Annotated in this window: 12 protein-coding genes; 5 read left to right on the top strand and 7 right to left on the bottom strand. The window is 73.0% G+C overall.

Annotation, left to right across the window (positions count from 1 at the left end):
* Positions 1 to 9 precede the first annotated feature (9 nt).
* Positions 10 to 1,047 (bottom strand): pantoate--beta-alanine ligase, encoded by a 1,038-nt coding sequence (gene panC, locus ACFVT5_RS26425; protein ID WP_389892845.1) that lies wholly within the window; start codon positions 1,045 to 1,047, stop codon positions 10 to 12.
* The gene (locus ACFVT5_RS26420; protein ID WP_389892842.1) at positions 1,044 to 1,964 is read right to left on the bottom strand and encodes a Rossmann-like and DUF2520 domain-containing protein; all 921 of its coding nucleotides are present in this window, start codon (positions 1,962 to 1,964) and stop codon (positions 1,044 to 1,046) included. Before ACFVT5_RS26420 ends, panC begins: the two co-directional genes overlap by 4 nt.
* Positions 1,965 to 2,099: 135 nt before the next feature.
* Between ACFVT5_RS26420 and ACFVT5_RS26415 the strand changes: the two genes are divergently transcribed.
* Complete coding sequence (locus tag ACFVT5_RS26415; protein WP_389892839.1) at positions 2,100 to 3,239, top strand: threonine aldolase family protein; 1,140 nt, start codon at positions 2,100 to 2,102, stop codon at positions 3,237 to 3,239.
* Positions 3,240 to 3,313: 74 nt separating this feature from the next.
* Here ACFVT5_RS26415 and ACFVT5_RS26410 read toward each other — a convergent pair whose 3' ends face one another.
* Complete coding sequence (locus ACFVT5_RS26410; protein ID WP_389892836.1) at positions 3,314 to 3,550, bottom strand: hypothetical protein; 237 nt, start codon at positions 3,548 to 3,550, stop codon at positions 3,314 to 3,316.
* A 159-nt stretch (positions 3,551 to 3,709) separates the two neighbouring features.
* Between ACFVT5_RS26410 and ACFVT5_RS26405 the strand changes: the two genes are divergently transcribed.
* Positions 3,710 to 4,828 (top strand): DUF5937 family protein, encoded by a 1,119-nt coding sequence (locus tag ACFVT5_RS26405; RefSeq protein WP_389892833.1) that lies wholly within the window; start codon positions 3,710 to 3,712, stop codon positions 4,826 to 4,828.
* 28 nt (positions 4,829 to 4,856) lie between these two features.
* On the opposite strand, the gene ACFVT5_RS26400 is transcribed toward ACFVT5_RS26405, so the two are convergent.
* From ACFVT5_RS26400 to ACFVT5_RS26390, 3 genes are all read right to left on the bottom strand, one after another.
* Complete coding sequence (locus ACFVT5_RS26400; protein ID WP_389892830.1) at positions 4,857 to 5,489, bottom strand: AAA family ATPase; 633 nt, start codon at positions 5,487 to 5,489, stop codon at positions 4,857 to 4,859.
* 91 nt (positions 5,490 to 5,580) lie between these two features.
* The gene (locus ACFVT5_RS26395; protein WP_389892827.1) at positions 5,581 to 6,258 is read right to left on the bottom strand and encodes a response regulator; all 678 of its coding nucleotides are present in this window, start codon (positions 6,256 to 6,258) and stop codon (positions 5,581 to 5,583) included.
* 36 nt (positions 6,259 to 6,294) lie between these two features.
* Positions 6,295 to 7,497, bottom strand: a complete 1,203-nt coding sequence (locus ACFVT5_RS26390) for a sensor histidine kinase (RefSeq protein WP_389892824.1) — start codon at positions 7,495 to 7,497, stop codon at positions 6,295 to 6,297.
* Positions 7,498 to 7,615: 118 nt separating this feature from the next.
* Between ACFVT5_RS26390 and ACFVT5_RS26385 the strand changes: the two genes are divergently transcribed.
* Positions 7,616 to 8,758: an SAM-dependent methyltransferase gene (locus ACFVT5_RS26385; RefSeq protein ID WP_389892821.1), complete on the top strand. Its 1,143-nt coding sequence runs from the start codon at positions 7,616 to 7,618 to the stop codon at positions 8,756 to 8,758.
* Here the strand turns inward: ACFVT5_RS26385 and ACFVT5_RS26380 are convergent.
* Positions 8,723 to 9,874 carry an NADH-quinone oxidoreductase subunit D gene (locus ACFVT5_RS26380; protein ID WP_389892818.1) on the bottom strand — a complete coding sequence of 384 codons (1,152 nt, stop codon included), beginning with the start codon at positions 9,872 to 9,874 and terminating at the stop codon, positions 8,723 to 8,725. The genes ACFVT5_RS26385 and ACFVT5_RS26380 overlap by 36 nt on opposite strands.
* Before the next feature lie 31 nt (positions 9,875 to 9,905).
* Here ACFVT5_RS26380 and ACFVT5_RS26375 point away from each other — a divergent pair, with 31 nt between their 5' ends.
* Both ACFVT5_RS26375 and ACFVT5_RS26370 read left to right on the top strand, forming a co-directional pair.
* Complete coding sequence (locus ACFVT5_RS26375) at positions 9,906 to 10,484, top strand: PH domain-containing protein (RefSeq protein WP_389892815.1); 579 nt, start codon at positions 9,906 to 9,908, stop codon at positions 10,482 to 10,484.
* Positions 10,485 to 10,507: 23 nt separating this feature from the next.
* Entirely contained in the window at positions 10,508 to 11,824 is a 1,317-nt protein-coding gene (locus ACFVT5_RS26370; protein ID WP_389892812.1) for a PH domain-containing protein, read from the top strand.
* Positions 11,825 to 11,829 lie beyond the last annotated feature (5 nt).

Raw genomic sequence — 11,829 nt, 5'->3', positions numbered from 1 at the left:
CTGTGCCGGTCACGAGGCGGCTCCGAAGGTCAGGGGCAGGTTGTCGATCAGCCGGGTCGCGCCGACGCGCGCGGCGACCGCGAGGACCGCTTCGCCGGTGTGGCCGTCGGCGATCTCGCTGAAGTCGGACGGGTCGACGAGTGCCAGATAGTCGAGTTCCAGGGGCGGTTGGCGGCGGGCGGCCTCGTCCAGGACGAGCCGGGCCGCCGCGCGGACCGCTTCGGGGGTGGGGACCGCTTCGGGGGTGCCGGGCAGCGCCGTGGCGACGGCGTGCGCGTCGGCCGCCGCGCGGGACTCGCCCAGCGCGCCCAGCGCGTCCGCGCGCGCCTGCGTGGTGGTTTCCAGCGCGGCACGCGCGCGAAGGGCCTCCTGCGCCGCGTGCCGGTCGCGTCCCGCGAACAGGGCCTGGGACAGCGCCAGCGCCGTACGCCGCTCGGTGGGCGACAGATAGCGGTTGCGGCTGGACAGGGCCAGGCCGTCGTCCTCGCGCGCGGTGGGGACGGCGACGATCTCCACGCCGAAGTCGAGGTCGCGCACCATGCGGCGGACCAGGGCGAGTTGCTGGGCGTCCTTCTGCCCGAACAGGGCGACGTCCGGGCGGGTCAGGTGCAGCATCTTGGCGACGACGGTGAGCATGCCGTCGAAGTGCCCCGGACGGGACGCCCCTTCGTACCGCTCGCCGAGGGTGCCCGCCGTGATGCGGATCCGGGGTTCGCCGCCCGGGTAGACCTCGTCCACGGCGGGCGCGAACACGACGTCGGCGCCCGCCTGTTCGGCGATCTTCAGATCGGCGTCGAGGGTGCGCGGATAGCGGTCGAGGTCCTCGCCCGCGCCGAACTGGAGGGGGTTCACGAAGACCGTGACGACGACCTCGCCGGCCGGGCCCGCGAGTCGGCGGGCCGAGCGGATCAGGGTGGCGTGACCCTCGTGCAGGGCGCCCATGGTCATGACGACGGCCCGCCGGCCACGCCCCGCGCGCGTACCGGTGTCACCCGTGTCCGTTCCCTGGGCGCGCAGTGCGGCGGCGGTGTGCACGAGTGCGGTCATGACGCGGCTCCGTTCCCGCCGTCGGCGAGCACACCGAGCAGGTCCTCGGCGAGTTCCGGCTTGAGCAGTCCGTGCGCGAGGGCGCGGTCGGCGGTGGCCCGTGCCATCGCGAGATAGCCCGCGACGGTGCCGGGCGCGTGCTTGCGCAACTCGGCGACGTGCGCGGCGACCGTACCGGCGTCCCCGCGCGCGACGGGGCCCGTCAGAGCGGCGTCACCGGAGCGCAGGGCGTTGTCGAGCGCGGCGCCCAGGAGCGGGCCGAGCATCCGGTCGGGGGCCTCGACGCCTGCCGCGCGCAGCAGTTCCATGGCCTCGGCGACCAGGGTGACCAGATGGTTCGCGCCGAGCGCGAGTGCCGCGTGGTAGAGCGGCCTGGACTCCTCGGCGATCCATTCCGGTTCGCCGCCCATCTCGATGACCAGGGCCTCGGCGGCCAACCGCAGTTCGTCGGGCGCGGTGACCCCGAAGGAGCACCCCGCGAGCCGCTGCACGTCGACCGGGGTGCCCGTGAACGTCATCGCGGGATGCAGCGCCAGCGGCAGTCCACCGGCCCGCAGCACCGGGTCAAGCACCCGCGCGCCGTACCGGCCCGAGGTGTGCGCGACGAGCTGTCCCGGGCGGACCGCACCGGTCTCGGCCAGGCCCTCGACCAGGCCGGGCAGGGCGTCGTCGGGGACGGTCAGCAGGACCAGGTCGGCACGCTCCATGACCTGCGCGGGCGTCACGACGGGCACATCGGGCAGCAGCAGCGCCGCACGGCGCACGGAGGCGTCGGAGACCCCCGAGACGGCCACCGGTCGGTGCCCGGCCAGTTGGAGCGACGCGGCGAGCGCGGGGCCGACCCGGCCCGCGCCGACGACCCCCACCGAGAGCCGCGCGGGGCGGTCCCTGGGGTCGGGCTGTTGAGGTGTGTTCACTCGTCGACGGCCTTTCGTTCCAGTCCGCTCGGGGTACCGGACGATTTCTCGTCATGCTAACGCGATTGCCCGGGGCCAGCCGTCCGTCGTCCACAGGCTGTGGTCAGCCGCACACCCGTACGCCATGATCGAGTCATGAGCGAATCGGAAGAGCGGGAGCGCGTACGCCGGCTCGCGGCGCTGCGAGGCGCCGACCGGATCCTGGCCCGGCAGGGGATCGACGCCACGGTGGGACAGCGGCTGGCCGACCTCGCGTCGGCGGCGGGCGATGCGTACGACCTGGACGACGCCGTGGATCTGTACGGGAACGGTGTGGTCGGTGCCGTGGAGCGCCGGGTCGCCGATCTGCTCGGCAAGGAGGCCGCGGTCTTCTTCCCGTCCGGCACGATGGCGCAGCAGGTCGCGCTGCGCTGCTGGGCGGGGCGTACGGGAAACGCGACGGTGGCGATGCACCCGCTGGCCCACCCCGAGGTGCACGAGCGGGGCGCGCTCGGCGCGGTGAGCGGGCTGCGTACGGTGCACCTCACCGCCGAGCGGCGCCCGCCCACCGCCGACGAGGTGGCCGACTTCCCCGAGCACTTCGGGACACTGATGCTCGAACTGCCGCTCAGGGACGCGGGGTTCCTGCTGCCGACGTGGGACGAGCTGACGGACGTGGTCGACGCGGCACGCGCGCGGGACGCCGTCGTGCACATCGACGGTGCGCGCCTGTGGGAGTGCACCCCGCACCTCGGGCGGCCCCTGGACGAGATCGCGGGCCTCGCGGACAGCGTGTACGTGTCGTTCTACAAGTCGCTGAACGGCATCGGGGGCGCCGCCCTGGCCGGGCCCGAGTCCCTGGTGGAGGAGGCCAGGACCTGGCGGCACCGGTACGGCGGGCAGATCTTCCAGCAGTTCCCGACGGCCCTGGCCGCGTTGATCGGGCTCGACCGTGAGCTGCCGCGGCTCCCGGAGTACGTGGCGCACGCCAAGGTCGTCGCCGCGGCGCTGCGGGACGGCTTCGCGCGCGCGGGCGTGCCCTGGGCCCGGGTGCACCCCGAGGCGCCGCACACGCACGAGTTCCGGGTGTGGCTTCCGTACGACGCCGACCTGTTGTCCCTCGCGGCGGTACGGCAGGCCGAGGAGACCGGGACCTCGCTGTTCCGGCGCTGGTTCCCCAGCGGCCCGCCGGGGGTCTCGTTCGCCGAGGTCACCGTGGCGGAAGCCGGTCTGGAGTGGACGGCGGGGGACGTGACAAAGGCGGTGGCGGACTTCGTGGGGCGCTTGGCGGAGTGACGACGGATTGACGGCGGCTTGATGGCGGCTTGATGGCGGAGCGATCGGGACACGGTGACCGTACGCGCGCGGGGTCACGGCGTACGGCGGCGCCGGGTCAGCAGGCGGGTCAGCGCGTCGGTCAGCGGGCGGGTCAACGCGTGGCGACGGCGGCGGGGGGCGGGGCGGCGCTCGACCACCCGGCGCAAGTGCCCGTACTCGCGCAGCTCGCGGACGGTCCGCCAGTCGTATCTGCCGGGGGCGGGCGGCAGGGGTTCCTCGCGCCGGCGGGCCCGGTACAGGTCCAGTGCGTACTGCTCCGTGACGCCCATGGCGTACACCTCTCGTCCTCTTCGGCAGGGCGCCCGGTCCGGGCGGCGGCCCGGCGGGACAGTGCCGACACTCCTCCCGGAGCGGACGGCGGTCACGCGGATTGACGGGGCCCGTCAATCGACGGTCGCGTTGTCAGTGGGCGGGTGCACCATGAGGTCATGAGCGTGAGCATCGAGATCGCGGGCCTGCCGCCGGAGCGGATCGTCTTCGAGACGTCGCCGCTGACGGAGCTGGGCATGGCGCTGCACGCGTTGGCCGAGCCCGGACACCACCCGGGGCTGCACGGCTGGGCCACGGCCACCTCGGCGTCGCTCAAGCCGGACCTCGCGGACCGCCTCAGCGAGGTGGACTTCCTGTGGCGGACCACGTTCTCGGACATCTTCCTGCCGTTCGCCGGGCTGGCCGGGCGGGGCGGCGGGCCGGGGGCGACGCTCGCCGAGGATCTGGACCTGCTCGACCGCCTCGACGACGAGCGGTTCGTGGACGCCGCCCTGGAGTTCGCCTGCGGTCCGCACTACGCACTCGTGGGGCCGTCCTCGCTCGTCGACCCGGTGCGCCGGCGGCAGGCGGTGGAGCGGGCGGCGTCTCGGGGGCCGCGCCAGGTCGACTTCGCGTCGCGGCTCCTGCGGGACCCGGGCACCGTGCGCGCGTGGCTGCGGCGGTTGTTCGAGGACTGCGACGAGGCGTTCTTCGCGGACACCTGGCAGCGGGTTCGGATCCAGCTCGCGGCCGACGCCCGGCACAAGACGGAAGTACTGCGGCGCAAGGGGCTGCCGGAGGCGCTGACAGCGGTATCGGCCGCCCTCTCGGTGGACGAGGCGGGGACCCGGATCACGGCGGACAAGCTGGCGCACAGCACCACCACCGCGCTGGACCCCACCGTCGGCGCCGGGCTCACCCTCGTACCGTCGCACTTCGGCTGGCCGCATCTGATGGTGCTGCACGCGCCCGGCTGGCGCCCGGTCGTGCTCTATCCGATGGCCGCGCCGGAACTGCGCGTGCCGGCGTCGGTGGAGCTGCTGGAGCGGCGCCTGGAGGCCCTGTCGCACCCGATCCGGCTGCGCATCTGCGAGAACATAGCCCGCGCGCCGTACACCACCGGCGAGTTGGCGCACGCGCACAGGATCAGCGCGCCCGAGGTGTCGCGCCATCTGGCGGTGCTGAAGAAGGCGGGTTTGATCACCACACGGCGGCGCGGGCGGTACGCGCAGCACCAGTTGGATGTCACCGTGGTGGCGCGGCTCGGCTCGGACTTCCTGGAGAGCGTGCTGCGCTGACGGACCGTCAGCGGCCCGCGAAAGACTCTCAGTCGAAGCGGATGTGCCGCAGGCTCGTCCAGGTCCTGCGCAGCCGCCCGCGCAGGAGGCCGTCCCGGTTCGGGGTGAGGGTCAGCCCCGCGAGCACGGCGATGCGGTCGGCCGTCTTGGCGACCGTGGTGTCGTCGGTCCAGAGGTGTTCCGCGAACTCGGGCTCGCGCAGCCGCGCCAGGCAGTCGTCGAGCCTGCGTACGGCGAAGCTCTCGCGGCGCAGCGGGGCGTCCTTGCCGCCGACGCGCTGGAGGAGGCGCCCGATGCCGCGTTCCCGCAGGCGCCGCAGGACGGTCTCCGGGTCGGCGAGAAGGGAGAAGTGCCGTACGTCATGGCCGCGTTCGCGCAGCCGTACGACGGTTTCCGCGAAGTACGTCGGGTCCGTGACCGTCATGGGAACGATCACGACTCCGTCGTGCTTCGTCAGCGCGAGGTCGAGCACCTCGTAGACGCCCTGGCGCCAGGCGGGCAGGTCCTGGAAGTCGCCGCGCAGTTCGGGGGGCATCATCCGGTGCAGGCCGAAGCCGAGCAGCTCGGGGTCGCAGACGACGCTGCCGGGCAGCCGCCGCTGTATCTCGTGCGCGGTCTGTGTCTTGCCGCCACCGAAGGGGCCGTTGATCCACAGGAGCATGTCGTGACCCTAGGGGGCGGGCCCGGCCCAGGGAAAGCCGGAACCGACCCGCCTTTGGCGCACGAGCCCGCCTCGGCGCGGGGCCGCGCCGTTACTGGTGCGGGCCGCCCGCTCGGACCAGACCCGTCTCGTAAGCAAGTACCACCACCTGGACCCGGTCCCTCAGGCCCAGCTTTGTCAGGATTCTGCCCACGTGGGTCTTCACCGTGGCTTCCGAGAGGACCAGGTGGGCGGCGATCTCGCCGTTGGAGAGGCCCTGGGCGACCAGGATCATGACCTCGCGCTCGCGCTCCGTGAGGCGTTCCAGCTCCTTGTGCCGGGGCTGCGCGCCCGTCGACGGGAGCATCGGCGCGAAGCGGTCCAGGAGCCGTCGTGTGGTCGACGGCGCGACCACCGCGTCACCGCTGTGCACCGAGCGGATCGCGGCCAGCAGCTCGCCGGGCGGCACATCCTTGAGCATGAAACCGGACGCCCCGGCCTTCAGCCCGGAGAACGCGTACTCGTCCAGGTCGAAGGTGGTGAGGATGAGCACCTTCGGAGGGTTCGGGTCCGAACAGATCCGGCGGGTCGTCTCGACGCCGTCCAGCTTCGGCATACGGACGTCCATCAGGACCACGTCGACGTCGGCGGCGCGCAACACCTGGAGGGCCTCGACGCCGTCGCCCGCCTCGGCCACCACCTCCATGTCCGGCTGGGCGGCGAGCACCATACGGAAGCCGGTGCGCAGGAGGACCTGGTCATCGACGAGCATCACCCTGATCGGGGGCATGGGGATCCCTTCATGGACCTATGGAACACATGGACGTCAGTGGGCCGCTTTCAGCGGCAGCAGGGCGCTGATACGGAAGCCTCCGCCCGGCCGGGGCCCGGCGTCCAGCGTGCCGCCGACCATGCCGATGCGCTCGCGCATACCGATCAGACCGTGGCCCTGACCGTCCGCGCCGCCTTCCTCGTACAGCTCGTGCGGTGCGCCTTTGCCGTCGTCCTCGACAAGCAGCCCGAGGCCGTCGTCGAAGTAGACCAGGCGCACGCTGGCGCCGGCGTTCGGCCCGCCGTGTTTGCGGGTGTTGGTGAGGGCTTCCTGCACGATGCGGTACGCGGTCAGCTCGACACCGCTGGGCAGCGGGCGCGGGGTCCCCTCGACCTTGTAGTCGACGGGCAGCCCCGCCGTCCGCACCTGCTCGATGAGTTCGTCCAGCTGCCCGACGTCCGGCTGCGGCACGTACTCGCCGCCCTCCTCGCGCTCCCCCGTACGCAGCACGCCCAGCAGACGCCGCATCTCGGCCAGTGCCTGCCGGCCGGTGCCCGAGATGGTCTCCAGGGCCTTGCGCGCCTGGTCGGGTGCGGTGTCCAGGACATAGGCGGCGCCGTCGGCCTGGACCACCATCACGGAGACGTTGTGGGCGACCACGTCGTGCAGCTCGCGCGCGATGCGGGCGCGTTCGGCGGCGACGGCGACCTTGGACTGCGCCTCGCGCTCCTTCTCCAGGCGCGCCGCCCGCTCCTCCAGCTGCGCGAGATAGGCGCGGCGGGTGCGGATGGAGTCGCCGAGCACCCAGGCCAGCGCGAACGGCACGACCATGAAGACGGTGACCAGGACCTGGCCCACCGGACCTGTGTTCTGCTCGGGCCAGCGCAGCTGCGCCAGCGGGGCCGCGATCAGACCGCCCGCCAGGGCGAACCGTGACGCCCAGCGGGCGCCGTCCGCCGCGACGGTGTAGATGATCACCAGCATCGCGAAGTCGGCCGCCATGGAGGGCACGTCGAGGATGAGCTGAAGGACGCCCATGGAGGCGGCCAGGACGAGCATGCGCTCGGGCATCCTGCGCCGCAGCGCGACCACCAGGCACAGCACCACCGCGATCAGCACCGACGCCACGGGCTCCCTGTGCGGCGGGGTGTTCACCGTCTGGATCAGACTCACGCCGGTGATCCCGAGCAGGATGACGGCCCAGAAGCTGTCGACCCACGTCGGGTGTCTGCGGAGGAAGTCGTAGAGGCGCTGCACGTAACCCAGCGTAGGTAGCCGTGTGGCGCCCGGGGGTCAACCGGAGGATCGATCCGGAACCGGCGGACGTACTCCCCAAGGTGGAGGCCACCGTGACCTCTGCGCTTAGCCTGGCCGCGTGACGGATGACACGGGGGGCGCGTGCCCGGAGGGCGACGGGGGCGCGCGAGGGTGGCGCGAGGCGGCGGATGAGGCGCTGTACGGGCCGTCGGGCTTCTACCGGAACCCTGAGGGTCCGGCGGCGCACTTCCGTACGTCGGTGCACGCGTCGCCTTTGTTCGCGCGGGCGGTGGCGCGGCTGCTGTGCCGGGTGGACGCGGCGCTCGGGCACCCCGCCGAGGTGGCGTTCGTGGACATGGGCGCGGGCCACGGCGAACTCGTCACGGGGGTGCTGGCCGCGCTGCCCGCCGAGGTGGCCGCCCGCGCGCGTGGGTACGCCGTCGAGCGCGCGGACCGTCCCCCGGGACTGGACCCCCGCGTCGAGTGGCGTACGGACCCACCGGCCGCCGTAGAGGGTCTGTTCTTCGCGAACGAGTGGCTGGACAACGTCCCCCTGGACGCCGTCGAGGTCGACACGGACGGTGTCCCCCGTCTCGTACGGGTCCACCGCGACGGCACCGAGACGCTCGGGGAGCCGCCGACAGGGGCGGACGCGGCCTGGCTGGCGCGCTGGTGGCCGTTGGCGCCGGGCCCGGGTTCCGGGCGCCCGGAACCCGGGCTACGGGCCGAGATCGGCCGGCCGCGGGACGAGGCGTGGGCCGCCGCGGTCGGGACCCTCACGCGCGGGCTCGCGGTCGCCGTCGACTACGCCCACACCGCCGCTGCCCGGCCGCCCTTCGGCACACTCACCGGCTTCCTCGCGGGCCGCGAGACGGCACCCGTACCGGACGGCTCCCGCGACATCACGGCGCATGTCGCCCTTGACGCGTGCGCGCTGCCGGGCGGGCGGCTGACGAGCCAGCGGGCCGCGCTGCGGGCCCTGGGCGTGCGGGGCGGCCGTCCGCCGCTGTCCCTGGCGTCGAGCGACCCGGCCGGGTACGTACGGGCGCTCTCGCGCGCGGGCGCGGCGGCGGAGCTGACGGCGCCCGGTGGCCTGGGCGACTTCGGGTGGCTTCTCCAGCCCGTCGGATTCCCGGAGGGACCCCCGCCGGGCCTCCTGGACGACCTGGTCACCGGCGACGTACTCGCCGATGGCCTCCTTGTCGATCGCCTACGTGTCGATGGCCTACTTGTCGATGTCCCCGACCACGAAGAACAGTGACCCGAGGATCGCCACCATGTCGGCGATGAGCGTCCCCGGCAGCAGCTCGGTCAGCGCCTGGATGTTGTTGAACGAGGCGGACCGCAGCTTCAGCCGGTACGGGGTCTTCTCGCCCTTGGACACCAGGTAGTAGCCGTTGATGCCGAGCGGGTTCTCGGTCCAGGCGTACGTGTGGCCCTCGGGTGCCTTGAGGACCTTCGGCAGCCGCTGGTTGATCGGCCCCGGCGGCAGCTCCGCGATCCGGTCGAGACAGGCGTCGGCGAGGTCGAGGGAGTTGTGCGACTGGGCGAGCAGGCATTCGAACCGGGCGAGACAGTCGCCCTGCGCGCGCGTGACGACCTCCAGGGTGTCCTGAAGCTCCCCGTACGCGAGATACGGCTCGTCGCGGCGCAGGTCGAAGTCGACGCCCGACGCGCGCGCGATGGGCCCGCTCACGCCGTACGCGTGCACGGCCTCCGGTGACAGGACACCGACGCCCCGGGTCCGGGCGCGGAAGATCTCGTTGCCGAGGACCAGCCGGTCGTAGATGTCCATGCGGGAGCGGACCGACGCGACGGCCTCCCGCGCGCGGGTGGTCCAGCCGGCGGGCACGTCCTCCTTGAGGCCGCCGACGCGGTTGAACATGTAGTGCATCCGGCCGCCGGAGACCTCCTCCATCACGGCCTGGAGTTCCTCGCGTTCCCGGAAGGCGTGGAACACGGGCGTGATACCGCCGAGTTCCAGCGGATAGGAGCCGAGGAACATCAGATGGTTCAGCACCCGGTTCAGCTCGGCGAGCAGCGTGCGCGTCCATACCGCGCGCGGGGGGACCTCCATACCGAGCATCCGCTCGACGGCGAGGACGACGCCCAGTTCGTTGGAGAACGCGGAGAGCCAGTCGTGGCGGTTGGCCAGCATCACGATCTGCCGGTAGTCACGCGCCTCGAAGAGCTTCTCGGCACCCCGGTGCATATAGCCGATGACCGGCTCGGCGTGCTGGATCCGCTCGCCGTCCAGGACGATCCGCAGCCGCAGCACGCCATGCGTGGACGGGTGCTGCGGTCCGATGTTGAGCACCATGTCGGTGCTGTCCGCGGCGCCGCCGATTCCGACCATGGTCTCCGTCGTGGGAGTCATGACACCAGTCTCCCCTACGTACGCTTGCGGCATGGAGACGGGGAGCGCGGGGACGGGCGGCACCGGGAGCACGGCGCCGGGCGGGGCGATGGACAAGGCCGGGAGCGCGCCGCACGGCGGCATACCCGATCCACCGCGCCAGGACGGCGAACCGGTGTGGACGCCGCTGCCACCAGGGCTGTTGCGGATGCGACGGCTGTTGCTCGTGCTGTGGCTGGTGCCGCTGACCGTGGGAACCGGGGTGCTGCTCTGGCTGACGGCGGGCCCGGTCTGGGCCGCCTTCGCCGCGCTGCCGCTGGCCCTGCTGCTGTGGGGCTGGCCGATGCTGGGCCGCAACTGGCGCTCCTGGCGGTACGCGGAGCGCGCGGACGAGCTGCTGATCAGCCGGGGTGTCCTGTGGCACGAGGAGACGGTGGTGCCGTACGGCAGGATGCAGCTCGTGGAGGTCACGTCGGGCCCCTTCGAGCGGTACTTCGGCCTCGCGAGCGTGCAGCTGCACACGGCCGCCGCCGCGACGGACGCCCTCATCCCGGGCCTCGTGCCCGAGGAGGCGGAACGCCTGCGCGACCGGCTGACGGAGCTGGGCGAAGCGCGATCGGCCGGGCTGTGACGGGGCCGACCGAAGGGGCGCCGGTGGCGGTGCCTCTCGCCGAGGAGGACGGCGGGCCCGTGGAGCGGCGGCTGCACCCCGTGACGCCCTTCCGGCGCGCGTGGGCACCGTTCGCCGTGCTCGCCGGATGGGCCGTGCACGACCCCGACCAGGCGCAGCGGCGCCTCACCCAGCTCACCACGACCACGCTGCTGACCGCGATCGCCGCGATCGCCGTGGCCGCCGCGCTCTACGGCTTCCTGTCCTGGTGGTGGACGCACTTCTCGGTCACCGACACCGAATTGCGCATCCGCACCGGCCTCGTCTTCCGGCGCACCGCGCACATCCGGCTGGACCGGATCCAGGCCGTCGACATCACGCAGCCCCTGCTGGCCCGTGTCGCGGGTGTCTCGAAGCTCAAGATCGACGTCATCGGCACGGACAAGAAGGACGAACTCGCGTACCTCGGCGAGCGGCACGCGCGTGCCCTGCGCGCCGAACTCCTGGCCCGCGCCGCCGGGTTCGCGCCCGAGACCGCGCACGAGGTCGGCGAGGCTCCCGTACGGCAGATCGCGCATGTACCGCCGCGCATGCTCGCCGTGTCCGTGCTGCTCAGCGGGGCGCCCTGGGCGATGCTGATCGGCGCGGCCGTGGTGCCGACGTTCCTCTGGTACGCCACCCACAACCTGTGGACGGTCCTCGCGACCGCGCTGCCCCTGCTGGGCGGTGTCGGCGCGAACAGCGTGGGCCGGTTCATCACCGAGTACGACTGGACGGTCGGCGAGTCACCGGACGGCCTCCGCCTCGACCACGGCCTCCTCGACCGTGCGCACGAGACCGTGCCGCCCGGCCGGGTGCAGACGGTACGGATCGTGGAGCCGCTGCTGTGGCGCCGGCGCGACTGGGTCCGGGTCGAACTCGATGTGGCGGGCTCGTCCAACTCCGTGCTGATGCCGGTGGCACCGCGCGCCCTGGCCGAGGAGATCATCGGGCGGATCCTGCCCGGCGTGCGGGTGCCGCGCGAGCTGTCGAGGCCGCCGCGCCGGGCCCGCTGGTGCATGCCGCTGTGGTGGCGCGGTTACGGACTGGCCGTCACGGACACGGTGTTCGCGTCCCGCCATGGGCTGCTGCGGCGCAGTCTGTCGCTGGTGCCGCACGCCAAGGTGCAGAGCGTACGGCTCCTGCAAGGGCCCTGGCAGCGGCTCCACGGCCTCGCGGACGTCCATGTGGAGACCGGGGCCAACAAGTCCGTGCCGGCCCACCAGAGGGACGCCCAGGAGGCCGCGGAGATGCTGCGGTCGCAGGCGGAACGGTCCCGTACGGGACGGTTGACCGCGCGGCCCGAGCGATGGATGGCGTGAGGCTC

This window comes from Streptomyces sp. NPDC058001 (genome assembly GCF_042886315.1).
In the GTDB taxonomy this organism is placed as follows: Bacteria; Actinomycetota; Actinomycetes; order Streptomycetales; family Streptomycetaceae; genus Streptomyces.
The sequence above is the reverse complement of the archived record's forward strand: the minus strand, read 5'-3'. Positions and strand labels throughout refer to the sequence as shown.

Bases quoted from the DNA above. Each gene is read 5' to 3' on its own strand.
- ACFVT5_RS26400 (WP_389892830.1), bottom strand. From the start codon at position 5,489: ATGCTCCTGTGGATCAACGGCCCCTTCGGTGGCGGCAAGACACAGACC.
- ACFVT5_RS26410 (WP_389892836.1), bottom strand. From the start codon at position 3,550: ATGGGCGTCACGGAGCAGTACGCACTGGACCTGTACCGGGCCCGCCGG.
- ACFVT5_RS26380 (WP_389892818.1), bottom strand. From the start codon at position 9,874: ATGACTCCCACGACGGAGACCATGGTCGGAATCGGCGGCGCCGCGGAC.
- ACFVT5_RS26415 (WP_389892839.1), top strand. From the start codon at position 2,100: ATGAGCGAATCGGAAGAGCGGGAGCGCGTACGCCGGCTCGCGGCGCTG.
- ACFVT5_RS26375 (WP_389892815.1), top strand. From the start codon at position 9,906: ATGGAGACGGGGAGCGCGGGGACGGGCGGCACCGGGAGCACGGCGCCG.
- ACFVT5_RS26405 (WP_389892833.1), top strand. From the start codon at position 3,710: ATGAGCGTGAGCATCGAGATCGCGGGCCTGCCGCCGGAGCGGATCGTC.
- ACFVT5_RS26395 (WP_389892827.1), bottom strand. From the start codon at position 6,258: ATGCCCCCGATCAGGGTGATGCTCGTCGATGACCAGGTCCTCCTGCGC.
- panC (WP_389892845.1), bottom strand. From the start codon at position 1,047: ATGACCGCACTCGTGCACACCGCCGCCGCACTGCGCGCCCAGGGAACG.